Source organism: Billgrantia aerodenitrificans (genome assembly GCF_021404405.1).
In the GTDB taxonomy this organism is placed as follows: domain Bacteria; phylum Pseudomonadota; class Gammaproteobacteria; order Pseudomonadales; family Halomonadaceae; genus Halomonas; species Halomonas aerodenitrificans.
In genome coordinates, this window is the sequence record NZ_JABFTV010000016.1 from 1 (window position 1) to 23,869 (window position 23,869).

Genomic DNA, 23,869 nt, shown 5'->3' on the forward strand with positions numbered 1-23,869 from the left:
GCTGGTGTCATCGTGCAAACACTGCTGCACCACCAGCAGCTTGAACCCCTCATCGTATCGATTGCTCATAAAAACACCCCGAAGGTTGGATTGGGTGTCCAACTTTCGGGGTGCAGTTCAGCGATTGCGAGGCCTTTTTTCGTCTCGCCGCCCTCCCTCGCCGCCTCAATGCCTTTCGAGCGGGTCAACATCGACGTGAATGCACCGTAAAAAGGCGCTATGCTGCGCGACCGGGTCGCCAGGCGCCCCGTTGGACGAACGTTACAAGCCAGGGAATACAAGCAAAACCATAAGAGACTTGCGCTAGAACAAGTTCTACTCGCACGGAGGTGCTCGTGAAGAACGGCGAGCATGAAGCAGCGCATGGCGGCAGCGAAAGCGAGCGCGCCATGTTCCACCCTTACTGGCCCGACGTCGATCTCGACACGCTGCGGGTCAAGTTCTATCAGCTTTACATTGCCGTGGAACAGAGTCCGGCAGCGACGGCGATCACCGACACCGAGGGGCGCATCGAGTACGTCAACCGACGCTTTCTCGAAGTGACCGGCTACTCGCGCGAGGAGCTGATCGGCAAGACGCCGGCCATGATCCAGTCGGGCATGACTCCCGACCACGTCTACCGCGAGCTGTGGCAGACCCTGCGCAGCGGCCGGGTGTGGCGCGGCGAGCTGCAGAACCGCAAGAAAAACGGTGAGCTCTACTGGGAAGCCGAGACCATCACCCCGGTACGCGACGACAGCGGCCGGATCGTACGATTCGTGGCGGTGAAGGAGGACATCACCGAGCGCAAGCGCCAGGAGGAGGAACTGCGGCTGCTCGCCAGCGTGTTCCAGACCGGCCAGGCCACGCTGATCACCGATCCGGAGATGCGCATCGAACGGGTCAACCAGGCCTTCACCGACATTACCGGCTACCTACCGGAAGAGGTGATAGGCGAGACCCCTCGACTGTTCAAGTCGGGTCGCCACGACAAGCACTTCTACGCTCAGCTGTGGCAGGCGGTGCTGGAAACCGGCCACTGGCAGGGCGAGATCTGGAATCGCAACAAGTACGGCGACATCTATCCGCTGTGGCAGGCGATCACGGCCGTCTACGACGACAGCGGCAGGATCCGCCACTTCATTGCCGTCTTCCACAACATCGCCGAACGCAAGCGCCTGGAAGAAGAGCTGGAGCAGCAGGCCACCCGCGATCACCTGACCGGCACCCAAAACCGCCGCGCCTTCGATGTCGCCATGCGCAAGGCGGTGCGCCAGGCCGAGCGCAGCGACAACACCTTCTCGCTGCTGCTGTTCGACATCGACCACTTCAAGTCGATCAACGACCAGCACGGTCACGACACGGGCGATATCATCCTCAAGCGTCTGGCCACCCTGGTCGGCCAGACCCTGCGCAGCACCGATCTGCTCGCCCGCTGGGGCGGCGAGGAGTTCGCCATCCTGCTGCAGGACACCACGGCGCAGGGGGCCTCGATCTTCGCCGAGCGGCTGCGCCAGCAGGTGGCAGAGACCCGCTTGCACGGCCTGGCCGTGACCATCAGCCTGGGAATCGCGGAATATCGCCGGGGCGACGACCCCGAGGCGATACTGGCACGCGCCGACAGCGCGCTGTATCGCGCCAAACGCGCGGGGCGCAACCGGGTGGGCATCGCCGACACCCACGAGTGATGCCGCCGCGCGTTACAGCAGCGGTTCGAGCCGCAGCAGCCGACTTACCCCGGCCCCACCGTGCCGCCACAGGCTGCCGGGCTCGCGCAGCAGTTCGACCGACTCTCCCTGCACGAGGGCCTGCCAGTAGAGCCGCCCCGACGGCGTACGCCCGACCCGGTAGCTGAGCGCCGGCGACTTGCCGATCTCGGTCAGGCGCTGAAACTCGTTGGCCAGGCCCTGGCTGGTCACCAGTACGCCCACCTCGGTATTCCACCACACCGAGCGCGGGTCGGCGTTGGGCGACCCCACGAAGACACGATCGGCGTCGATGCCCAGCGCCTTGATGTGCAGGGCAGAGGCCGAAGACCCCACACTGAAGCCGATATCCGCATCCGGCTCGTGCTCGGCACGCATCTCATAGAGTGCGACCCCGCTATCGAGCAATGCCGCCCGCCTGGCCTGGTAGGCACCGTGCACCACCGGTACATCGGTCGCCTCCAGGGCATTGGTGAATATCTCGACCTCCACGCCGGCCTCGGCCAGTTCCGTCAGCAGCCGGGTTCCCTGTCTGCCTGGCACGAAGTAGGCGGACACGAGTGTCAGCCGCTCGCTCGGCTCCCCCACCTGGTCGAGCAGCGCGCCGGCCATGGTGCGCCCGAAGGCCGGTCGCCCCCGCCAGGCGGGCTTGCCCGGCGGGTCCCACAGCGCCACTCCCTCGCCCCAGTGCAGCTTGCCGACCAGCGGCCCCTGCTCGATGTCGGCATAGCGCTGGCGCAGGTCGGCGAAATAGGGCGAGTCGATACTGGTCTCGAACCACTCGGCGAGCGACGTCAGCAACGCTTGCCAGGCGCCCTCATCGACCTGGTGATAGCGGCCGATGGGCTGCGCCAGGCCGTGGTTCCAGTACAGATGGAAGCTCTGCGACAACGCGTCCACCACCGGCCCCAGGGCCAACAGGTCGAGATCGGTGAAATTGCGCGGTTCACTGGCGCTGTAGTACTCGTCGCCCAGGTTGCGACCGCCGACGATGGCCAGCGCGTCGTCGGCGATCCACAGCTTGTTGTGCATGCGCCGATGCTGACGCGCCGCCTGGGGCGCCGAGGCCAGCACACGGCCTGTCAGCGTGCCTCGGCCGACGCTCAAGGCGTTGTAGACGCGCACCTGGACGTTGGGGTGGCTGTCGAGCGCAGCCAGCTGCCGACCCTGGCCCACCGCACCGATGTCATCGATCAGCAGACGCACCTCGACGCCGCGCTCGGCGGCCCCCAGCAGCCGGTGCAGCAAGGCCCGGGTGGTCTGTCCGTCGCCCATCAGGTAGGTCTGGATATCGAGCCTGCGGTCGGCCTGCTCGCTGAGCAGCACGCGCAGGCTGAAGGCATCCTGGCCGCTGGAGAGCAGCGCGAAGCCGCTCTTGCCCGGATGCGCGGAGCCGCTCAGGCGCGCCCACTGGCCCAGCCAGGTGGCCTCGCGTTCGGCCGGGGTCAACGGTGCGCCGTGTTCGCGCACCGCCGCGTTGCCGGCACAGCCTTGCAGCAGCAGGAGCAGTACGCCACACAGCACCAGCAGCCAACCGCGGGCGCGGCGCCTGGCGTCCGGATCAGGGTTCGTCATCGTGCTCTGCCAGACGGCGAGCCATGGCCTTGCGCGCCTTGTTGCGCCGATAGAGCCGCGCCACGGCCAGCGCCAGGGCAAAGGCCACCATGGCGCCCAGGGTCACTCCCTGCCAGGGCCGGGCGGCCTCGCCCCCCATGACCGTTTCCAGCGTGATGATCAGGATGAAGCCCAGCGCCTGGCTACCGATGGCCAGGGCGCGCAGGGTATCGAAGGTCTTGTGTGCCATGTAGGCTCCCGCCGGTGACAGCGCCGTCCTGGGGCAGTAGGCTTGCTCTGCCTGACGCGTTACTTTATGCAAGTGAGTGATTTTACCCGGTCACGGCGCTTGCGCCGACCCTAAATGCTGGAGCCGAGCCAATGGACGCCTTTGCCCTGGGCCCCGTGCTGATATCCGTACCGCGCCTCTATGCCATTGGCTGTGCCCTGCTGCTGCTGCTCGCCGCCTGGCTGCTGCTGGGGCTCTCGCCCTCGGCGCGGTCGCGCTGGTTCAACGGCCTGCTGCTGGCCTGGCTGGTAGGCGCCCGCCTGGGGCACGTGGCGCTGAACTTCGACGCCTATGCCGCTGCCCCGCTGGACGTGTTGAGGCTCTGGCAGCCCGGCTATCACGGCCTGTGGGGGCTGCTCGCCGCGCTGATCTGGACCGGCTGGGCACTGCGCGACCGGCTGCTGTCGATGATCGGCGCCATGGGACTCACCGTCGGCGCCTCGGCGCTGTGGCTGGTGCTGGTCACCCTGGCCCCCTTCGGCGGTGACATGCCGCTGCGCGAGCTACCCGACATCACCCTGGAGAACCTCGACGGCGAGCCGGTCAACCTGCAGCAGCTTCAGGGCGAGCTGGTGGTGGTCAATCTGTGGGCCACCTGGTGCCCGCCCTGCCTGCGCGAAATGCCGCTGCTGGCCGAGGCCGACACCCGCGACGGCGTTACCGCGGTGGTGATCAACCAAGGCGAGGAGTTGCTCCAGGTGGCGCGCTACCTCGACGAGCAGGAGCTCGCGTTCCGCTATCCGCTGCTCGATCCAAACCAGCAGATGATCCGCACCATGGAATCGCCGGGGCTTCCCACCACGGTGCTGTTCGACCGCGAAGGTCGCGCCGTGGAGCGCCACGTGGGCGAACTGTCGCGGGCGCAGCTCGATACCTGGCTGGGACGCCACTGATTACCACCGGTAACAGCCGCTCCCTACCATTTCCCGCTCGTCTCCACCAGCCTTAAGCCAGCGCGGGCTTTGCGATAGAATCGCCCGCCCTGCCCGCCGAAGCCATGCTGCGGCGGCAGCGTGCGCACCGTGTTCAGCATCGACCGAGGCATCATGAGCGACTTTTCACCCGGCCAACGCTGGATCAGCGACGGCGAGGCCGACCTGGGCCTGGGCACCATCCTGAGTTGCGACCACCGTAGCGTTACCGTGCTGTTCGGCGCCAGCCAGGAAACCCGTACCTACAGCAGCCGCCAGGCACCGCTGACCCGTGTGGCTTTCGGCAGCGGCGACCGCATCCAGTCCGCCGAGGGCTGGAGCCTGACCGTCGACGACAGCAAGGAAGTCGACGGTCTGATCGTCTACATCGGCGAAGACGACCAGGGCCAGCTGCGCGAGCTGCCCGAGGCGCGTCTGGCCGACAGCATGCAGTTCGACCAGGCCCGCGACCGCCTGCTCACCGGCCAGGTCGACCGCAACGACTGGTTCGACCTGCGCTTTCGTACCCTGCACCACCATCATCGCATCGAGCAGAATCCGGCGCTGGGCCTAGCCGGCCCGCGCATCGACCTGATTCCCCATCAGCTCTACATCGCCGACGAAGTGGCCCGGCGCCATGCGCCGCGGGTACTGCTGGCCGACGAGGTAGGCCTGGGCAAGACCATCGAGGCCGGTCTGATCCTGCACCGCATGCTGCTCACCGGCCGCGCCGAGCGCGCCCTGATCCTGGTGCCGCCGAGCCTCATGCACCAATGGCTGGTGGAACTGCTGCGCCGTTTCGCCCTCGAGGTGACCCTGCTCGACGAGCAGCAGAGCCTGGCCCAGGCCGAAGCCAACCCCTTCGAGTCCGGCCAGCTGATTCTGGCCAGCCAGGCGTGGCTGTTCGCCAACCCCCAGCGCCAGGAACAGGCGGCCGCCTGCGACTGGGACCTGCTGATCGTCGACGAGGCGCACCATCTCGACTGGAGCGCCGAGCAGGTCGGCGCCGGCTACGCCTGCGTCGAGCGTCTGGCCAAGCGCGTGCCGGGGGTGCTGCTGCTCACCGCCACGCCGGAGCAGATGGGCCTGGAGAGCCACTTCGCCCGCCTGCGCCTGCTCGACCCGGACCGCTACCACAGCCTGGAAGCGTTTCGCGAAGAGGAGCAGCACTACGTGGAAGTGGCCCAGGCCATCGACGCCCTGGAACGCCTGCCGGCCGGCGGCGAACGCGACCGTGCCGTCGTGGCCACGGTGATCGAGGAGCATGACAGCCTGGCCCTGCTCGACACCCTGGCCAACCCCGAGAGCGGCCCGCAGCAACAGCAGAGCGCACGAGACCAGCTGCGCGAGCAGTTGCTCGACCGGCATGGCACCGGCCGGGTAATGTTCCGCAACAGCCGTCGCCATGTGGGCGGCTTTCCCGAGCGCCACCTGCACCTGGCCGAACTACCTCTGCCCTCGGCCTACCGCCGGGTACTGCGCAAGCTCGAGCGCGACGAGGACCATCTCGACGAACTGCTGATCGAGACCGGGCTCGACCATCCCGACGTGCTGATCTACCCCGACGCCACCTACCGCGCGCTTTCCGACGATCCGCTCAACGCCGAGCCGTGGTGGCAGATCGACCCGCGGGTGAACTGGCTGATGGAGCGCCTCGCCGACGACGGCGAACAGGGCTTCGCCAACGACAAGGTACTGGTGATCGCGCACAGCCGCGAGACCGCCCAGGACCTGGCCGAAGCGCTGCGGGTACTGGGCGGCATTCATGCGCCGGTATTCCACGAGGGGCTGACGCTGGTAGAACGCGACCGCGCGGCGGCCGCCTTCGCCGACGAGGAGGAGGGCAGCCAGGTGCTGGTCTGTTCCGAGATCGGCTCCGAGGGACGCAACTTCCAGTTCTGCCGCCATCTGGTGATGTTCGACCTGCCCCAACATCCCGATCAACTTGAGCAGCGCATCGGCCGGCTCGATCGTATCGGCCAGCGTCACGCCATCGAGATCCACGTGCCGCTGTTCGAGGCCAGCCCCGGGGCGCGTCTGCTGCGCTGGTTTCGCGAGGGGATGGACGCTTTCGACGCTCCCCACGGGGTCGGCAGCGAGCTGTTCGACGCCTTCGGCGATGCCCTGGCCGAGGCGCTGCTCGACGACGAGGCCCTCGACGACGTCATCGCCGAGACCCGCGCCCTGTTCGAGAACCGCCTGGCCCAGCGCGACGCCGGGCGCAACCGTCTGCTGGAACTCAATGCCTGCCGTCCGGATCGGGCCGAGGCGGTCGCCACGGCGATCCGCGAACTCGACCACGACCCGGCGCTGTCGCGCTACCTCGACCAGGCGCTGGACATCTTCGGCGTCGACAGCCAGGAGCTCGGCGGCGGCCTGCTGCACCTGCAGCCCAGCCCGCAGATGCTCGACGGCCTGCCCGGCCTGGCCAAGGGCGAGGAGGGTTTCACCGCAACCCTGTCGCGCGCTCGCGCCCTGGCCCGCGACGACGTGCAGCGGCTCTCCTGGGAGCACCCGCTGCTGCGCGAAATGATGGCGCGCATCCTCGACGGCACCATGGGCAACACCGCGCTCGCCCTGCTCAAGCACCCGGCGATTCCCGCCGGCAGGCTGATGGCGGAGCTGGTGTTCCGCACCTACTGCCCGGCGCCGAAGCGTCTGCACGTCAATCGCTTCCTGCCGCCGACCGCGGTACGCGTGCTGCTCGACGAGTCCGGCGCCGTGCTCAGCGACAAGGTTTCCTTCACCGGGCTTTCCAAGAACCTGCAGAAGGTCAAGAAGGCCATGGCCCGGGACCTGATTCGCAGCCGCCACGACCAGCTGCGCGAACTGCTGACACAGGGTGAGCAGGAGGCCGAGCGCGAGCTGCCGAGCATCGTCGAAGCGGCTCAGGTCCGCATGCGCCGGGAGCTCGACGGCGAGCTGGCCCGGCTGGAGGCACTGGCACGACTCAACCCGGCGGTGCGCGAAGCGGAGCTCGAGGCGCTGCGCCGCGAACGTGGCGAACTCGACGGCGCCATCGAAGGCACGCGGCTGCGGCTGGACGCCGTGCGGGTCATCGTCACGGTGGGCGACGAGGGCCGCTGAGCCTCGCGGCGGTATGCGTCAGGACTTGCCGAGGATATCGGCCAGCGCCTGCTCGAGGGTCGGGAAGTGAAACTCGAACCCAGCCTCGAGCAGGCGTGCCGGGCGCATGTCGGCACCGGTCAGCAACAGCCGCGCCATCTCGCCGAAGGCGGTCTCCAGCACGATCGCCGGCACCGGCATGACGGCCGGGCGATGCAGCTGCCTGGCCAGGGTACGTGTGAACTCGGCGTTGGTGACGGGATGCGGTGCGCTGCCGTTGAACGGCCCCTCGAGATCGTCGCGCTCGAGCAGGAACAGGATGCTGCGCACCAGATCTTCTCGATGGATCCAGGGCATGAACTGGCGACCGCTGCCGAAGCGTCCCCCGAGGCCCAGCTTGAAGGGCGTCAGCATCTTCTCCAGGCTGCCTCCGCCCGTATCCAGCACCAGCCCGGTGCGCAGCAGCGCCACCCGCGTGCCGAAATCCGCCGCCTCTCTGGCGGTATCCTCCCAGCGCTTGCACAGGCGATGCGCGAACTCGTCGTGGGGTGGGGTCTGTTCGGTGACCTCCACTTCACCCTGATCGCCGTAATAGCCCATGGCCGAGCCCGAGACCATGACGCCGGGCGCCTTGCCGTTGGCCTGCTTGAGCTGCTCGCAGAGGATCACCAGATCGCGGGTGACGTTGACCCGTGAGTCGATCAGCCGGTTCTTCTGCTCGTCGCTCCAGCGCCGGGCGGCGATCGGCTCGCCCGCCAGGTTGACGATGGCATCCGGGGGCGACTCGACGAAGTCGAGCACCGAGCGCCTTATGTCGGCACCTTGGGGCAGCTTGCTCCTGGCCGCGTCCGGATCGCGCGACACCACCTGCAGGCGATGCCCGGCCTGCTTCAAGCGCAGGCACAAACGCTGCCCGACGAAACCGCTGCCACCCGTGATCAGTACCCGCATCGCAATCCCTCCGCAGCGCTGCCTTTCGTTATACAGCCGTTGTACACCTCTGCTATGCTGGCGACAATTGCAAGAGCCCTGGTAGCGCCGGGGCGCCGACCTGCCAGCATCCTGCCTGCTTTCGGGAGACAGCCATGTCCTACAGCCTGATCCTTCTCGCCCACGGCTCTAGCGACGCCAAGTGGCGGGCCCCGTTCGAACGCCTTCATGAGGCGCTCGCCGCTCGCATGGAGGCGAACTTGAAGCTCGCCTACATGGAGCTTAGCGAACCCTCACTGGAAAGTACCGTGGCTGAACTTGCCGCCTCGGGCATCCAGCGGGCCGAGATCCTGCCACTATTCTTCGCCGCCGGGCGTCACCTGCGCAAGGATGTGCCGGCCCAGGTCGAGGCGCTACGCTCCGCTCACCCCAGCGTCGATCTGCAGCTGCTGCCCCCGGTGGGCGAGCATCCGGCCTTCGTCGAGGCCCTGGCCGCCGTGATCGCCGAGCAGGCAGGAGAAGCACTACCGACTTGACCATGACCTCCATCAGTTGTACACCGTTCGAGTAGTGTACAATATTCTCTGCTGCCACCCGTAACGACGGCCAGCCAGGCAGACGAATCCAGGTGATGGCAAGGTCCATACAACGAACGAGCAGAGGCGCGCATGACCGCAAAGGGGGGCCACCCGGCCGACACACCGCTCTATCCGATCCGCGAGGTGTCCCGAATCACCGGTGTCAACTCGGTGACCCTGCGCGCCTGGGAGCGCCGCTACGGCCTGATCCGCCCTCAGCGCACCCCCAAGGGCCATCGTCTCTACGCTCGCGAGGACATCGAGAGGGTCGAGCGCATTCTGCAATGGCTGAGCCGTGGCGTACCGGTCAGCCAGGTCAAGGAGCTCATCGACCAGCCCGCCTCTGCGCCGACCCCCGAACCCGCCTCGGGCGACTGGCCCAGCCAGCAGCGCCAGTTGGTCGCCGCGGTCGAGGCACTCGACCGCGGCCAGATGGAGACCCTGTTCACCCAGAGCCTGGCGCTCTACCCCGTGACCACTTGCCTGACGGAGCTGTGGCAGCCGGTGACACGCGAGCTCGAGGAGCGCTGGCGCGACCAGCTCGGCGCCACCCTGCAGCGCCGCTGCCTGGAGTCCTTCCTGCGCACCCGCATCGGCATACGTCTCTACCACGCCAACCAGCTCGCCAGAGGGCCGTTACTGCTGATCGTACCGCTGCCCGACGACCCGGGGACTCTGTGGCTGCTGCTGGCCGCCCTGGCCGCCAGCGATGCCGGCTATCGTATCCAATTGCTCGACAGCGCCTTGCCCTTCAGCGAACTTCCCCTGGCCGTCGAGCGCTTGCAGGCAGCGGCAGTGCTGCTGGTCAGCGGCCGGGCCGAGCGGGCCGACCTGATTCGCCGCCAGCTGCCACGGCTGGCCGAGCAGCTCGACGCCCCGCTGGGCCTGTGCGGCCCCGTGGCGCGCATCCGTGACGGCGACCTGGCCGACAGCCTGGTGGAACTGCTGGGCGACGACCTGCCTCAGGCCATGGCGCGCCTGCGGTCGTTGATCCAGGACGCCTGACCCTCGGCGAGGCGACCGCCATGATCCGCGCATTGGTATGGTTTCGTAGCGATCTGCGCATTCATGACAACACGGCGCTGGCAGCCGCAACGCGGCGCGGCCCGGTGGTCGCCGTCTTTCTGCGCAGCCTGCCGCACTGGCAGCGCCATGGGCACGGCACCAACAAGCTCGACTTCTGGCATCGCGGCGTCGTCGCCCTGAAGGAAGCCTTGGCCGGCCTCGGCATCCCGCTGCTGCATCGGGACATTGCCGGCTTCGACGACGCCCCTGCCACGCTGCTGCAGATCGCGCGCGAGATCGGCGCCGACGAGCTGCACTTCAACCACGAGTACCCACTGGACGAGCAGCGTCGCGACCGGGCCGTGGCGAAGGCCTTTGCCGACGCCGGCCTCACGGCCACCGGCCACCACGACAGCGTGGCCTTCGCCCCAGGCGAACTGCTGACCGGCAAGGGCGACTTCTATGGCGTATTCACCCCCTTCGCGCGGGCCTGGCAGCGCCAGCTGACGCCCGAGCGCCTGGCGCTGCGGGAGACACCGGCGCCGCAGCCATCCCCGGGTATCGCCGCCGAGCGGGTCGAACCGCCCACGCTGCCCGCGCCCCCCGTCGATGCCGAGCGCTGGCCCGCGGGCGAGGCCGCGGCGGCCGACCGCCTGGAGCGCTTCCTGCGCTTCCGGGCCCGCCACTACGCCACCCAGCGTGACTTTCCGGGCCTGGCCGGGACCAGTGAACTATCCCCCTACCTGGCCTTGGGCATGATCTCGCATCGTCAGTGCCTGCAGGCGGCGCTGAGCGAAAACGACGGCAGTCTGGCGGAAGGCGATGCCGGCATCGTCAGCTGGGTCAACGAACTGGTGTGGCGTGAGTTCTACCACCACGTGGCGACGGGCTTCCCCCGGGTCTGCCGCCACCGGGCGTTCCAGCGCCACACCGAGGCGTTGGCCTGGCAGGATGACGAAGCCGGCTTCCATGCCTGGTGCGAGGGGCGTACCGGCTACCCCATCGTCGACGCTGCCATGCGCCAGTTGGTCCGCACCGGCTGGATGCACAATCGCCTGCGCATGATCGCGGCGATGTTCCTGAGCAAGCATCTGTTGATCAACTGGCGACGAGGCGAAGCGTTCTTCCTGCAGCATCTGGTGGACGGCGAGTTCTGTGCCAACAACGGCGGCTGGCAGTGGGCCGCCTCCACCGGCACCGATGCGGCGCCCTACTTCCGCATCTTCAACCCCACCACCCAATCGCGCCGCTTCGATGCGGACGCCCGCTTCATCGCCGAGTACGTGCCCGAACTAGCGGAACTGGCGCCGCGGGATCGCCACGCCCCCAGCGCCGCGCAGTGCGAGCGGGTGGGATACCCCCGCCCCGTCGTCGATCACAAGGCGGCCCGCGCTCGCGCGCTGGAGGCTTTCAAGTCGCTGCCACCCGGCACCTGACCACACGCATTACCCTCGACCACGGAGATATCGCCATGCACCGGGACGACCCCCTGGCGGCCTTCTGCGCCGCCTTCAATAAACTAGACAAAAACTGTACAGAATTATTGTACGAGTTATATACTCGCGATGTGACCTTCATCGATCCATTCCATCGGATCGAGGGGGTGGAAGCGCTCGAGGCGCACTTCCTCAAGCTGTACGACAACGTGACAGAGTGCCGCTTCGTCTTTCACGACAGCGTGAGGGTGGAGCAACAGGCCTATGTCACCTGGACCATGCAGTTGAGACATCCGCGCCTGGCCGGGGGCCACTCCGTCGCCGTGGAAGGCTGCTCGCAGCTGACCTTCTCGACCCGTCATCCCGGGCGCGTCAGTCGGCATCGCGACTACTTCGACGCCGGCGCGATGCTCTACGAGCAGCTGCCCGTCCTCGGCGGCATGGTGCGCTGGCTGAAGCGACGGATGGCGAACTAGCGCACGGGCTCACGCAGCGAGGAGCAGGCATGACGTCTCCCAACGAAACACGGCGGATCTGGCTGACCGGCGCCACTTCGGGCATCGGTCGTGCCGTGGCGCAGCGCCTGCTCGACCGGGGCCACCTGGTCGCGCTGAGCGGCCGCAGCGAGCCGGCGCTCAAGGCGCTGTGCGAGGGTCGAAACAATGCCTTGCCGCTGCCCCTCGACGTGACCGACCGTGGCGCCGTCGAAGCGGCCGGTCGCCACCTGGGCGATCTCTTCGGTCGCCTCGACCTGGCGGTGCTAAACGCCGGCACCTGCGAATACCTCGATGCGCCACACCTGGACAGCGCTCTCGTCGAGCGCGTCTTTGCGGTCAACTTCTTCGGCGCAGTGTATTGCATCAGCGCCGCGCTGCCGCTGCTGCGCCAGGCTCGTCAGACCGGCAGGCGCCCTCAGCTGGCGGCGACCTCGAGCGCCGCGGCCTACCTGGCGCTGCCGCGGGCCGAAGCCTACGGTGCCTCGAAGGCCGCCCTGAGCCACTATCTCGAGTCGCTGCGCCTGGACCTGGCCCATGAGGGCATCGATGTCAGCGTGATACATCCCGGCTTCGTCGCCACGCCGCTGACCGCGCGCAACGACTTCGCCATGCCCATGCGAATTTCGGCCGAAGCGGCGGCCCAGGCCATCGTCAGCGGCCTGGAGCAGCGTCGCCTCGACATTCACTTTCCCCGCCGCTTCACCTACGGCCTCCGCCTGCTCGGCTTGCTGCCGCCGCCGCTGCGTTATCGCCTGGGCAAACGGCTGGTGCGTCATCCCGCCATGGAGACCTGACCCATGACCGCCTCGTTTCAGCCCGGCCCGGCCGCTCCCAACCAGCGCATCGCCGTGGTGGGCAGCGGCATCAGCGGCATGGCCGCTGCCTGGTACCTCAGCGCCCGTCATCAGGTCACCCTGTTCGAGGCGGCGGAGCGGCTGGGCGGACATACCGCCACCGTGGACGTCGAACTCGACCGGCGCCACTACGCCATCGACACCGGTTTCATCGTCTTCAACGACCGTACCTACCCGCACTTCCAGCGCCTGCTCACACAGCTCGACGTGGCCGTGCAGCCCACCGAGATGAGCTTTTCCGTGCACGAGACGCAGCGGGACTTCGAATACAACGGCCATACCCTCGGCTCGCTGTTCGCGCAGCGTCGCCACCTCACCAGCCCGCGCTTTTACCGTCTGCTGGCCGACATCCTGCGCTTCAATCGCCAGGCCAGCGACGACCTCAGGTACGAGCGGCTGCCGGCGGCGCTGACCCTGGCCGAGTATCTCGACACCTGGAGCTTCGGCAGCGACTTCCAGCGCCGCTACCTGCTGCCCATGGGCGCGGCCATCTGGTCGGCAAGCCTGGGGGAGATGCGCCGCATGCCGGCGCTGTTCTTCGTTCGCTTCTTCCATCATCACGGCCTGCTGTCGCTGCGCCAGCGCCCCCAGTGGTACACCCTGGTCGGCGGTTCACGTACCTACATCCCCGGCCTGACGGCGCCCTACGCCGAGCGGATCCGGCTCGCCACGCCGGTGCGAGGGATTCGCCGCCGCCCCAACGGCGTCGTGCTGACCACCTCGCGGGGCCAGGAAGGGTTCGATCAGGTGGTGCTGGCCTGCCACGCCGACGAGGCGCTGCGGTTGCTCGAGGATGTCAGCCTGACCGAACGGGAGGTGCTGGGCGCACTGCCCTACGCCGACAACGAAGTGGTGCTGCACACCGACACCCGTCTGCTGCCGCGGCGCCCACGCGCCTGGGCCAGCTGGAACTACCGCCTGGACGGTCGCGGCGACGATGCTCGCGCTTCGGTGACCTACAACATGAACATCCTGCAGCGGCTCGAGGCGCCGCACACCTTCTGCGTCACCCTCAACGACACCGGCGCCATCGACCCTGACAAAGTGCTGGGGCGCTTTCGCTACGCCCACCCTCAGTTCAGCCTGGCCGGTCAGCACGCCCAGGCCCGGCATGGCGAGATCTCGAGCTGCCCTCTGCGCACCCACTACTGCGGCGCCTACTGGCGCAACGGCTTTCACGAAGACGGGGTGTGGAGCGCGCTGCGGGTGGCCCACGCGCTGGGCTGCGACGACAACGGTACGCGCGCCTTGGGCACGCCCAGCATGGCAGCGCTCAGCCCATGACGGCCCATCCGCGCTCGCGTGTCTGCCATGGCAGGCTGCAGCATCGTCGCCACCTGCCCCGCCATCATCGCTTCGAATATGCGGTGTGGATGCTGTGGCTCGACCTCGACGAGCTTCCCGAGCTGTTCGACGGCGTACCGGGCTTCAGCGCCCGCCGCCCGGCCCTGGCCCGCTTTCGTCGCGAGGACTATCTGACGCCGTTCGCCCCACCTCTGGCCGAGGTGGCACGTGCCGAGGTGTGCCGCCAGCTCGGCCAGGCGCCCCAAGGGCGGGTCTGCCTGCTCACCCAACTGCGCACGCTGGGCTCGGGCTTCAACCCCATCTCGCTCTATTACCTCTATCACCGTGAGGAGGAGGGCGGCGCCCTGGGCGCCGTACTGGGAGAGGTGACCAACACGCCGTGGCGTGAGCGGGCCCGCTACGCCTGTGCCGTGGAGCCGGGGCGGCATGCCCACGCCGCCGAGTTCACCAAGAGCCTGCATGTCTCGCCCTTCATGCCGCTGGACATGACCTACCGCTGGCGCTTCGACACCCCGGGCGAGACGCTGGCCCTGCACATGGAGACCTGGCGCCAGGGAGAGCGTCACTTCGATGCCAGTCTGGCCCTGACGATGCGCCCCGCGACGCGCCCGGCGCTGCTCGCCGCCCTGGCACGCCAGCCCTGGATGAATCTCAAGACCCTCGCTGCCATCCACTACGAGGCACTCAGGCTCTGGGCCAAGGGGGTACCCGTCCACGATCACCCACAGCGCAAGGAGACCACGCCGTGAACATGCTCCGCACTCACCCCGAGCGGCCGCTGGCCGAATCCGAATCGGCCCTGATACGCTGGCTCCGGCCGCGCATGCTGGCTCAGCTCGGCAGCCTGGTGGGCGGCACCATCACATTGATCGAGGGCAGCCAGTGCCACCGATTGGGACAGGGGGGGCCGCTGCAGGTCACGCTGGTGGTGCGTCGGGCGAGGACATGGCGGCGGCTGGCGCTGGGGGGCAGCCTCGGCGCAGCCGAAGCCTACGTCGACGGCGACTGGGACGTCGACGACCTGGTCAGCCTGATTCGGTTATGTGCCATCAACATGGAGCAGCTCGACGGCGATGTGGGCTCGCGAGTGGCGCGGGCAGGCATCTGGCTGGCCAGCCTGGGCCAGCGACTGCTGGGCAACACGCGAAGCCGCGCCCGGCGCAACATTGCCGCTCACTACGACATCGGCAACGAGCTTTTCGCCCTGTTCCTCGATCAGCGTCATTGGATGTATTCGAGCGCCGTCTTTCCGCATCCGGAAGCCAGCCTGGAGGAGGCCTCGACCCACAAGCTCGACCTGCTGCTGACCCAGCTCGACGTGCAGCCGCAGCATCATCTGCTGGAGATCGGCACCGGCTGGGGCGGCCTGGCCATCCATGCCGCTCTGACCCGCGGCTGCCGGGTCACCACCACGACCATTTCCGTCGAGCAGTATCGGCATACGCGGCAGCGCGTGCGCGAAGCGGGCCTGGAGTCCCGGGTCGAGGTGCTGCAACGGGACTACCGCGAACTCGAAGGCCGCTATGACCGCCTGATCTCGGTGGAGATGATCGAGGCCGTCGGCCATCAGTACCTAGACACCTACCTGGCCACGCTGGATCGACTGCTGGCGGACGACGGCATGGCCATGCTGCAGGCCATCACCATTCGCGACCAGCGCTACGAGGCGGCCAGGCGGGAGGTGGACTTCATCAAGCGCCACGTCTTCCCCGGCGGCTTTCTTCCTTCGCATCGCGCCATACTCGATGGCCTGACCCGGTGCACTTCGCTCAACCTGGTGGCCTTGCAGGAGATTGGCCCACACTACGCCCGCACGCTGCGCGAGTGGCGCCACCGCTTCGAAGCCAACCTGGAGACCGTGCAGCGGCTGGGCTATGACGAACGCTTCATTCGCCTGTGGCGCTACTACCTGTGCTACTGCGAAGCGGGGTTCACCGAGCGCTCCATCGGCACCAGCCAGCTGCTGCTGGCCAAACCCGGAGCCCGACCTGTACCCCGGCTCTAATGGTGCTATGCAGTAGGTTCGGCACGTAGCATCAGCCCCGCCGAGTCGGTCTTGAGCGCCTGCCATTGGGCCTCGATCACCTCTGCCGGCCCCGGGCGGGAGTAGAGGTACCCCTGTACCAGACGGCAGCCGGCCTGCTGCAGAAAGCCGAGCTGACCGTGGGTTTCAACGCCTTCGGCCACCACGTCGAGCCCCAGTCCGCGTGCCATGGCCAGCACCGCGCTGACGATGGCGGCATCGGCGGGGTCGTCGGGCAACGAGCGGATGAAGGCGCGGTCGAGCTTGAGCTTGTCCAGCGGCAGGTTCTTCAGATAGCTCAGCGATGAATAGCCCATACCGAAGTCGTCGATGGCAATGCGATGCCCCTTGGTGCGCAGCGCTTCCAGCCGCGGCACGATGTCGCCGGCGCGCTCGTCGAGCAGCACCGACTCGGTAAGCTCCAGCCCCAACTGAGAGGGCTCGATACCATGCCGGGCCAGGCCAGAGGCGAGTGCCGCTTCCAGTTCGCCCTGAAACATCTGGATCGCCGAGATATTGATCCATACCGGCAGCTGTGGGAGCCCCATCTCGCGCCAGCGCGCCATTTGCGCCAGCGCCTCGTCGATCACCCAGTTGCCCAGCGGTCCCATCAGCCCATGGCGTTCGGCCAACGGAATGAAGTCGCCGGGCGAGACCATGCCGTGTTCCGGGTGCCGCCAGCGCAGCAGCGCCTCCATGCCGACCACGGCACCGTCCATCACGCGATGCTGGGTCTGGTAGTGGAGCTCGAGCTGTTCGCCGTTGGCCAGGGCGTCGCGCAGGCTGTAGACCAGCGCCATCTGCGGAGAGTCCTGCACGTCGAGCGCCGGACGAAAGCGCCGACTGACGTTGCGCCCGTGACGCTTGGCGGAATAGAGCGCCGACTCCAGGCGCTGAAATAGCACGCCGGACTCCTTGCCATCCTCCGGTGCGCGACAGCTGCCGATGGAGAGCCCCAGGCGCAGGGTCTTGCTGCCAACCTCGAACGGCTCGCCCAGGTGGTCGCGCAGACCGGCGATCCATTTATCATGATCATCGAAGGTGGTGGTGCGAATGGCCAGGAATTCGTCGCCGCCCAGACGTCCCACGACCCCGCCCGCTACATGGTGCGCCAGACGCTGGCCGAAGCGGGCCAGCAAGCGGTCGCCCTGCTCCACGCCCAGGCTGTCGTTGACCGACTTGAAACCGTCGATGTCGATGATCGCCATGTCGAGGCTCTCGCCGGCGCGCAGGTGGCGCAGACGCGAGGTCATCAGGTCGTGCAGCCGGCGGCGGTTGGGTAGCCCGGTGAGCGGATCCTCGAAGCCGATGCGTCGCAGGTCCTGCTCACGGGCCTTGTGCACCGAGATGTCGGTGAAGGTACCGACGTAGTGAGTGATGCGACCGCGGCCGTCGGTCACCGCCTTGACCCGCAGCCACTCGGGGAATTCGTCCCCCTGCTTGCGCCGATTCCAGATTTCACCCTCCCAGCGCCCCTTGCTGTGCAGGGTCTGCCAGAAACGCTTGAAGAAGGCCGCATCATGCCGCGCCGCCGCCAGGCTGGCGGCGTTGAGCCCGCGAATCTCGTCTTCGGTGAAGCCGGTGATCCGGGTAAAGGCGGGATTGACGGCGAGGATGCGATTGTCGGCATCGGTGATCTGCACGCCCTCTTCGGAAAGCATCAGCGCCTGCTGCATCAGGTCGGCGTGCTGGCGATCGTGCTTGATCTGACGCCAAGCCACCCACAGCCCGGTAGCCACGATACCGACCGCCACCGTCCGCAAACCGGGGTCGGGCAGCCAGATGCAGGCCGGCAGCGCTACCATGGCAGCCCAGAGCAGCGGTCGGTTGAAGGCGGAGGATGGCCGCATGTGAGATCCCGCAATGACGGTGGAGAGAGTAAAGTGCGCCCATGCAATGCATCGACCCTTCATTGAGTATCGACACTTGACGCCGACACTTTAATCCGTGGTGAAGGTCGCGTCATGCCTGACGTGCAATCGAGGGCCACGGCCAGTAGACTAGGCAGGGCCGCCCGGGCGGGTCGGCTCTGCGCCAAGCCGCCGCTGCACTGCATGCGGAAAGGCCCATTACAACTGTGACTCGGAACGACTCAGTGACCAAGCAACACTCTTTCGAACGCGAAGAACTGCTGGCATGTAGCCGCGGCGAGCTTTTCGGCCCCGGCAACGCCCAGCTGCCGGCGCCCAACATGTTGATGCTCGATCGCATCACCCGCATCTACGAGGACGGTGGTGACTTCGGCAAGGGCGAGCTGATCGCCGAGCTGGATATCCATCCCGACCTGTGGTTCTTCGACTGCCATTTTCCCGGCGACCCGGTCATGCCCGGCTGCCTGGGGCTCGATGCCATGTGGCAACTGGTCGGCTTCTACCTGGGCTGGTTGGGCAATCCCGGCCGTGGCCGCGCCCTGGGCTGTGGGGAGGTGAAGTTCACCGGCCAGATCCTGCCCGACGCCAAGAAGGTCACCTACAAGATCGACATCAAGCGCATCATCACCCGGCGTCTTATTCTCGGCATCGCCGATGGCACCGTGTCGGTCGATGGCCGCGATATCTACCAGGCCACCGATCTGCGCGTCGGTCTGTTCACCTCTACCGCGAATTTCTGATACAGGAGGCTTCCATGCGACGAGTGGTAGTCACCGGCCTGGGCATCGTATCCTGCCTGGGCAACGACCCGCAGGCGGTCGTCGAGGCGCTCCGGAATGGGCGCTCGGGCATTCGCTTCAAGGAGGAGTACGCTGAACTTGGCTTTCGCAGCCATGTCGCCGGGGTCGTGGACATCGATCTCGACGCCCTGATCGACCGCAAGCTGCGCCGCTTCATGGGTGATGCCGCGGCCTATGCCTATGTCAGCATGGCACAGGCCATAGAGGACGCCGGGCTCACTCCCGAGCAGGTGTCCAGCGAGCGCACCGGGCTCATCGCCGGCTCAGGCGGCGCCTCGAGCGCCAACCAGGTCGAAGCGGCCGATGTCATGCGCGAGAAGGGCCTGCGCCGGGTCGGTCCCTACCGGGTCACCCGTACCATGGGCAGCACCGTCTCGGCGTGTCTCGCCACGCCGTTCAAGATCAAGGGGGTCAACTACTCCATCTCCTCCGCCTGCGCCACCTCGGCCCACTGCATCGGCAACGCCATGGAGCAGATCCAACTGGGCAAGCAGGACATCGTCTTCGCCGGCGGCGGCGAAGAGGAGCACTGGACCCTGTCGTGCCTGTTCGATGCCATGGGCGCGCTCTCCACCCAGTACAACGAGACGCCCGAGAAGGCCTCGCGCCCCTATGACAAGGCCCGCGACGGCTTCGTCATCGCCGGCGGCGGCGGCATGCTGGTGCTCGAGGAGCTCGAACACGCCAAGGCACGCGGGGCCAAGATCTACGCCGAGCTGGTCGGCTACGGCGCCACCTCCGACGGCCACGACATGGTCGCCCCTTCCGGCGAGGGCGCAGTGCGCTGCATGCGTCAGGCCATGGCCGGCGTCGACGGCTCCATCGACTACATCAACACCCACGGCACCTCCACGCCGGTGGGCGATGTGGCCGAGCTCAAGGCCATCCGTGAGGTCTTCGGCGACTCCACGCCGCCCATGAGTTCCACCAAGTCGTTGACCGGCCACTCGCTGGGCGCCACCGGCGTGCAGGAGACCATCTACTCCCTGATGATGATGGAGCATGGCTTCATCGCTGCCTCGGCCAACGTGGAGGAGCTCGACGACCAGGCGGCCGGCTTCGATATCGTGACCAGTCTGCGCGACGGTGTCAGCGTGGATCGCGTGCTCTCCAACAGCTTCGGCTTCGGCGGCACCAATGCCTGCCTGGTGCTGCAGCGCTACCGCGACTGATCCAGGCAGGCGGCTCACGCCCACGGCCAACGCAAAAGGCGCCCTCCTCAGGGCGCCTTTTGCGTAAGCCAGGCGACAGCGCTCAGTCGACGCTGGCCCCCACGGCGGGCTTGGCATCGGCCGGGCGCGGCACTTCGGAAATCTCGGCCAGGCGCGCCTCGATCCAGGCTTCGACCTCTTTCAGCACTTCCTCGGGCGTACGCCCTTCGGTCACAATGGGTTCGCCCACCACCACGTTGAGCACTCCCGGATTCTTCACCCACTGCCGCCCCGGCCAGCGCTCGCCGGCATTGTGCGCCACCGGCACCACCGGGACACCGGCGCGACAGGCGATGACGGCACCGCTCTTGTTGTAACGCCGCCGCTGGCCCGGATCCACCCGAGTGCCCTCGGGAAAGATCAATACCGACAGCCCCTCCTGCAGTCGCGCCACCCCCTGGCTCAGCACCTGGCGCATGGCCCGCGCCGGCTTCGAGCGGTCGAGCCCGATGGGGTGTAGCAGCCTGAGCCCCCAACCGAACAGCGGAATACGCAACAACTCCTGCTTGAGTACCGTGCACACCGGTGGCTTGAGAATCTGCAGGAAGATGGTCTCCCACTCGCACTGGTGATTGGCCAATATCACGCAGGGCCCATCAGGTAGATGCTCTCGGCCACGGACCCGATAGGTCACACCACAGGTCCAGCGAAACCAGGCGGTCAGGAAATGATTGTAGAGATTGAGCAGCCGATAGCGCGCCGGCAACGCCAGCAGCGGCGCCACAGGCAGCAACAGCGCACCGAAAACCAGAATGGCAAGAAAGTAACCAACATAGAACAGCAGACTGCGCAACACATTCATGGGGTCGTGCCGCCCTCTTCATCGAGTCGGCTGGCGCGGCGCGCCTGGCACCACTCATCGAGCAGACGTCCCACTTCCAGGCGCCAGGGTTTCTGATGCACGCCGAACGCCTCCAGCACCCGTCGACAGTTGAGCACTCGTCGCAGCGGCTGGTCATGATGATGCTTGAGCGCCTTCACCTCGCCCAGCTCGATCTGCTCCCCCAGCCCCTCGAGCCGGGTCGACAGCTGGGTGCGCACCATGGTGGTGAAGGTGTAAGCGCTGACCGGCTCCGTGCCTGCCAAGTGGTAGGCGCCCCAGGCGCTCGAGCCACAGGTCAGCTGGTGCAGCATGCCGACCAGCGCCATGGCCACGGCGTCGGCGGCAGTGGGACAAAAGATCACGTCCTGCGCCGCCCGCACCTCTTCCCCGCTAACCAGGCTGTCGATCACACCGCTGAGCCAGGCATGCCCGCCCTCCAGGGCGAACAACGGCCCCAGCCGCACGATCAGATGGCGCGGATGGCCAGCACGGATGCGATCGCCGATGGCGATCAGGCGACGCAAGCTTTCGTCGCGGGGTGCCGGAATCACATGCTCGTCGATGGGCGTTTCGAAGCCGTCCTGGTAGAGCTGGTCGGATACACACCAGACCAGCGGCGTATCGGTCTCGCGGCACGCTGCCAGGCAGGCGTCCACTCCCTCGCCATGCGCCACGACGGCGGCCGGCTCGATCTCCATCGGCGCCGAGAGCGGCGGAATGATCACCGCCGCAGGAGCCACCTCGCGCAGCAGCGCGGCATCGATGTTCAAACCGGGCTCGATGACGAGCTCGGTGTCGCTACGCCGATGCGCCAGCCTGGCCAACGCCAGGTTGAGGCAGTGGCCGGCATCCAGTACCAACAGCTTCACGATAGCCTCCGGCAGCCTGGGACGGGCAGCGTCAGAACGGGATCTCGTCGTCGAAATCGTCGAAGCTGCCCGGGTCGGGGGCACCGTAGTTGTTCTGCTTCTGACCGCCCTGCTGAGGCTGGCCGCCCTGCTGAGGCTGACCGCCCTGTGCCGGCGGGCGCTGCTGGGGCTGGCCGCCGCCATAGCCGCCCTGCTGCGGCGCATTGTTGCCGAAGCCGCCGCCCTGAGCCGGCGGGGCGCCATAGCCGCCCTGTTGCGGCATGGGCGCGCCCTGAGGCGCCCCGTAGCCGCCGCCCTGCTGCTGCATGCCACCACCTTGCTGCGGCATGCCGGCACCCTGACCGCCGAACTCGCCGCCACGGGTATCGAGCATCTGCATGTCGTTGCAGACGATCTCGGTGGTATAGCGGTCCTGACCGTCCTGCCCCTGCCACTTGCGCGTCTGCAGGCGCCCTTCGAGATAGACCCGAGAGCCCTTCTTCAGATACTGCTGAGCGATCTCGGCCAGGCGGTTGAACAGTACCACCGAGTGCCACTCGGTACGCTCCTGGCGCTGGCCGCTCTGCTTGTCGGTCCAAGTGTCGGTAGTGGCGACGCGCAGGTTGGCGACGGGACTGCCGGACGGCATGAATCGCACCTCGGGATCCTGCCCCAGGTTGCCGATGAGTATGACCTTGTTGACGCCACGGGCCATGCTGGACTCCCTTTATCAAATGAACATGTGCATTGTAATGGAACGGCCGATCGGAGCTGCGCCCGAGCGACAGACTAGCCGCCCCGGTTACGACTCGAGCGGATCAGACGCGCCAGGGCATCCTCATCGAGGCGCTGCCGATCCACCTTAAGATACGCCACTCGCTCCTCGGGAACGACCATCACGTCCTCAACGCCGGCCACGTCGGCAAAGCTCGTCATCAGCGTGTCGAGAGCATCCCCGTGCTGGTCGTCGTCGAGCGCCACCACCTCGCTGGACAGATGCGGTACGGTGGGCATGCCCAGCATCAGCAGCCACCAGATGCCGACCAGCGTGGCGCTGCCGGCGAACACCGCCGCCAGCCCCCACTGCTGAGCCAGAAAGCCCCCCAGCACGCCACCGAAGAAGGCGCCCAGGAACTGACTGGTGGAGTAGACGCCCATTGCCGTGCCCTTGGCCCCGGCCGGTGCCAGCTTGCTCAACATCGAAGGCAGCATCGCCTCCAGCAGGTTGAACGCCACGAAGAACAGCAGCAGCCAGGCGAACAGCGCCCAGCCACCACCGAAGACGGCCAGCCCGACCAGGCTTGCGCCGATCGCCGCGATCGCCGTCAGGCTCATGCCGCGCATGCGCTGACGCTTCTCGGCGATGACCACCAACGGCACCATGCCGACGAAAGCCAGCGCCATGATGCCGAGATAGGTCAGACCATGACGCTCGGCCTCGATGCCCGCCTCGACCAGGCGAAACGGCACGGCAACGAAAATCGCCATCAGCACCAAGTGCAGGGCGAAGATCGACAGGTCCAGCCGCCACAGGTCGGCGCGGGTGAGAATGGCGTTCAGCTGCCGGCGGTCGATGCCCACATCGCGATGACGCAGCCGACGCGGCGCCGGCGGCACCAGCTTCCACAATACCACCAACCCCAGCGCGGCGAGCATGGCGGTGAACCAGAACACCGATGAGAGACCGAACGTCGCGGCCAGCCAGGGGCCCAGCACCATGGCCACGGCAAAGGCCACGCCGATGGAGAGACCGATGGTGGCCATGGCCGCGGTGCGCACCTGCTCGCGGGTCTGATCGGCCAACAGTGCCATGATCGCCGCCGCCACCGCCCCGCTGCCCTGCAGGCAGCGCCCCAGGATCACCCCGCCGATGGAATCGGCATTGGCCGCCACCACGCTGCCGATCACGAACAGCAGCAGCCCGGCAGCGATCACCGGCTTGCGTCCCAGACGGTCGGAGAGCAGGCCGAAGGGGATCTGCAGCACCGCCTGGGTCAAGCCGTACACGCCCAGTGCCACCCCCACCAGCAGCGGCGTGGCGCCGACCAGCTCGTCGGCATACAACGCCAGTACCGGCAGCACCATGAACAGCCCCAGCATGCGCGTGGCATACAGGCCGGCCAGGCCGGTGATGGCTCGCCGTTCGGAGGCTAGCAGCAGTCCAGAGAGCTTGCGCATAGGGA

The 23,869-nt window shown here is 67.3% G+C and carries 22 protein-coding genes; 14 read left to right on the forward strand and 8 right to left on the reverse strand.

What is annotated here, in order from left to right:
• A partial coding sequence (locus HOP59_RS21930; RefSeq protein ID WP_234255586.1) for a hypothetical protein occupies positions 1–210 on the forward strand: 210 nt, incomplete at its 5' end.
• Between the two features lie 125 nt (positions 211–335).
• Positions 336–1,667, forward strand: coding sequence for a sensor domain-containing diguanylate cyclase (locus HOP59_RS21935; protein WP_234244216.1), 1,332 nt, complete (start codon positions 336–338; stop codon positions 1,665–1,667).
• 12 nt (positions 1,668–1,679) lie between these two features.
• Here the strand turns inward: HOP59_RS21935 and HOP59_RS21940 are convergent, their stop codons facing one another.
• Both HOP59_RS21940 and HOP59_RS21945 read right to left on the reverse strand, forming a co-directional pair.
• The gene (locus HOP59_RS21940; protein WP_234255587.1) at positions 1,680–3,260 is read right to left on the reverse strand and encodes a phospholipase D family protein; all 1,581 of its coding nucleotides are present in this window, start codon (positions 3,258–3,260) and stop codon (positions 1,680–1,682) included.
• The gene (locus tag HOP59_RS21945; RefSeq protein ID WP_086508017.1) at positions 3,247–3,489 is read right to left on the reverse strand and encodes a hypothetical protein; all 243 of its coding nucleotides are present in this window, start codon (positions 3,487–3,489) and stop codon (positions 3,247–3,249) included. The genes HOP59_RS21940 and HOP59_RS21945 overlap by 14 nt, the downstream gene beginning before the upstream one ends.
• A 131-nt stretch (positions 3,490–3,620) precedes the next feature.
• Between HOP59_RS21945 and HOP59_RS21950 the strand changes: the two genes are divergently transcribed.
• Both HOP59_RS21950 and rapA read left to right on the forward strand, forming a co-directional pair.
• Positions 3,621–4,421 carry a TlpA family protein disulfide reductase gene (locus tag HOP59_RS21950; RefSeq protein ID WP_086508016.1) on the forward strand — a complete coding sequence of 267 codons (801 nt, stop codon included), beginning with the start codon at positions 3,621–3,623 and terminating at the stop codon, positions 4,419–4,421.
• A gap of 153 nt (positions 4,422–4,574) precedes the next feature.
• Entirely contained in the window at positions 4,575–7,526 is a 2,952-nt protein-coding gene (gene rapA, locus HOP59_RS21955; protein ID WP_234255588.1) for an RNA polymerase-associated protein RapA, read from the forward strand.
• A gap of 18 nt (positions 7,527–7,544) precedes the next feature.
• Here rapA and HOP59_RS21960 read toward each other — a convergent pair whose 3' ends face one another.
• Positions 7,545–8,456: a TIGR01777 family oxidoreductase gene (locus HOP59_RS21960; protein ID WP_234255589.1), complete on the reverse strand. Its 912-nt coding sequence runs from the start codon at positions 8,454–8,456 to the stop codon at positions 7,545–7,547.
• A 134-nt stretch (positions 8,457–8,590) separates the two neighbouring features.
• On the opposite strand from HOP59_RS21960, the gene HOP59_RS21965 reads away from it, so the two are divergent.
• From HOP59_RS21965 to HOP59_RS22000, 8 genes are all read left to right on the forward strand, one after another.
• On the forward strand, positions 8,591–8,971 hold the full coding sequence (locus tag HOP59_RS21965) for a sirohydrochlorin chelatase (RefSeq protein WP_086508014.1): 381 nt from the start codon (positions 8,591–8,593) through the stop codon (positions 8,969–8,971).
• Between the two features lie 132 nt (positions 8,972–9,103).
• On the forward strand, positions 9,104–10,018 hold the full coding sequence (locus HOP59_RS21970; RefSeq protein ID WP_255777261.1) for a MerR family transcriptional regulator: 915 nt from the start codon (positions 9,104–9,106) through the stop codon (positions 10,016–10,018).
• Between the two features lie 20 nt (positions 10,019–10,038).
• Positions 10,039–11,454, forward strand: coding sequence for a deoxyribodipyrimidine photo-lyase (gene phrB, locus HOP59_RS21975; protein WP_234255590.1), 1,416 nt, complete (start codon positions 10,039–10,041; stop codon positions 11,452–11,454).
• 35 nt (positions 11,455–11,489) lie between these two features.
• Complete coding sequence (locus HOP59_RS21980; RefSeq protein WP_234255591.1) at positions 11,490–11,930, forward strand: nuclear transport factor 2 family protein; 441 nt, start codon at positions 11,490–11,492, stop codon at positions 11,928–11,930.
• Between the two features lie 29 nt (positions 11,931–11,959).
• A complete protein-coding gene (locus HOP59_RS21985; RefSeq protein ID WP_234255592.1) occupies positions 11,960–12,745 on the forward strand; it encodes an SDR family NAD(P)-dependent oxidoreductase in 786 nt (261 codons plus the stop codon).
• Between the two features lie 3 nt (positions 12,746–12,748).
• Positions 12,749–14,089: an NAD(P)/FAD-dependent oxidoreductase gene (locus tag HOP59_RS21990; protein WP_234255593.1), complete on the forward strand. Its 1,341-nt coding sequence runs from the start codon at positions 12,749–12,751 to the stop codon at positions 14,087–14,089.
• Complete coding sequence (locus HOP59_RS21995) at positions 14,086–14,859, forward strand: DUF1365 domain-containing protein (RefSeq protein ID WP_234255594.1); 774 nt, start codon at positions 14,086–14,088, stop codon at positions 14,857–14,859. Before HOP59_RS21990 ends, HOP59_RS21995 begins: the two co-directional genes overlap by 4 nt.
• Before the next feature lie 2 nt (positions 14,860–14,861).
• Positions 14,862–16,115, forward strand: a complete 1,254-nt coding sequence (locus HOP59_RS22000; protein WP_234255601.1) for an SAM-dependent methyltransferase — start codon at positions 14,862–14,864, stop codon at positions 16,113–16,115.
• A 5-nt stretch (positions 16,116–16,120) separates the two neighbouring features.
• Here the strand turns inward: HOP59_RS22000 and HOP59_RS22005 are convergent, their stop codons facing one another.
• Positions 16,121–17,983 carry a putative bifunctional diguanylate cyclase/phosphodiesterase gene (locus tag HOP59_RS22005; RefSeq protein ID WP_234255595.1) on the reverse strand — a complete coding sequence of 621 codons (1,863 nt, stop codon included), beginning with the start codon at positions 17,981–17,983 and terminating at the stop codon, positions 16,121–16,123.
• Positions 17,984–18,228: 245 nt separating this feature from the next.
• Here HOP59_RS22005 and fabA point away from each other — a divergent pair, with 245 nt between their 5' ends.
• Together fabA and fabB are read left to right on the forward strand one after the other, a co-directional pair.
• Entirely contained in the window at positions 18,229–18,744 is a 516-nt protein-coding gene (fabA, locus tag HOP59_RS22010) for a 3-hydroxyacyl-[acyl-carrier-protein] dehydratase FabA (protein WP_103969102.1), read from the forward strand.
• A 14-nt stretch (positions 18,745–18,758) separates the two neighbouring features.
• The gene (gene fabB / locus HOP59_RS22015; RefSeq protein ID WP_234255596.1) at positions 18,759–19,976 is read left to right on the forward strand and encodes a beta-ketoacyl-ACP synthase I; all 1,218 of its coding nucleotides are present in this window, start codon (positions 18,759–18,761) and stop codon (positions 19,974–19,976) included.
• An 82-nt stretch (positions 19,977–20,058) separates the two neighbouring features.
• On the opposite strand, the gene HOP59_RS22020 is transcribed toward fabB, so the two are convergent.
• The 4 genes from HOP59_RS22020 to HOP59_RS22035 all read right to left on the reverse strand — a co-directional run bounded on the left by HOP59_RS22020 (position 20,059) and on the right by HOP59_RS22035 (position 23,864).
• Complete coding sequence (locus tag HOP59_RS22020) at positions 20,059–20,817, reverse strand: lysophospholipid acyltransferase family protein (protein ID WP_010626497.1); 759 nt, start codon at positions 20,815–20,817, stop codon at positions 20,059–20,061.
• Positions 20,814–21,707: a sugar nucleotide-binding protein gene (locus tag HOP59_RS22025; protein WP_234255597.1), complete on the reverse strand. Its 894-nt coding sequence runs from the start codon at positions 21,705–21,707 to the stop codon at positions 20,814–20,816. Before HOP59_RS22025 ends, HOP59_RS22020 begins: the two co-directional genes overlap by 4 nt.
• Positions 21,708–21,738: 31 nt before the next feature.
• Positions 21,739–22,401: a single-stranded DNA-binding protein gene (locus tag HOP59_RS22030; RefSeq protein WP_234255598.1), complete on the reverse strand. Its 663-nt coding sequence runs from the start codon at positions 22,399–22,401 to the stop codon at positions 21,739–21,741.
• Positions 22,402–22,475: 74 nt separating this feature from the next.
• The gene (locus HOP59_RS22035) at positions 22,476–23,864 is read right to left on the reverse strand and encodes an MFS transporter (protein WP_234255599.1); all 1,389 of its coding nucleotides are present in this window, start codon (positions 23,862–23,864) and stop codon (positions 22,476–22,478) included.
• Between the last annotated feature and the right edge of the window lie 5 nt (positions 23,865–23,869).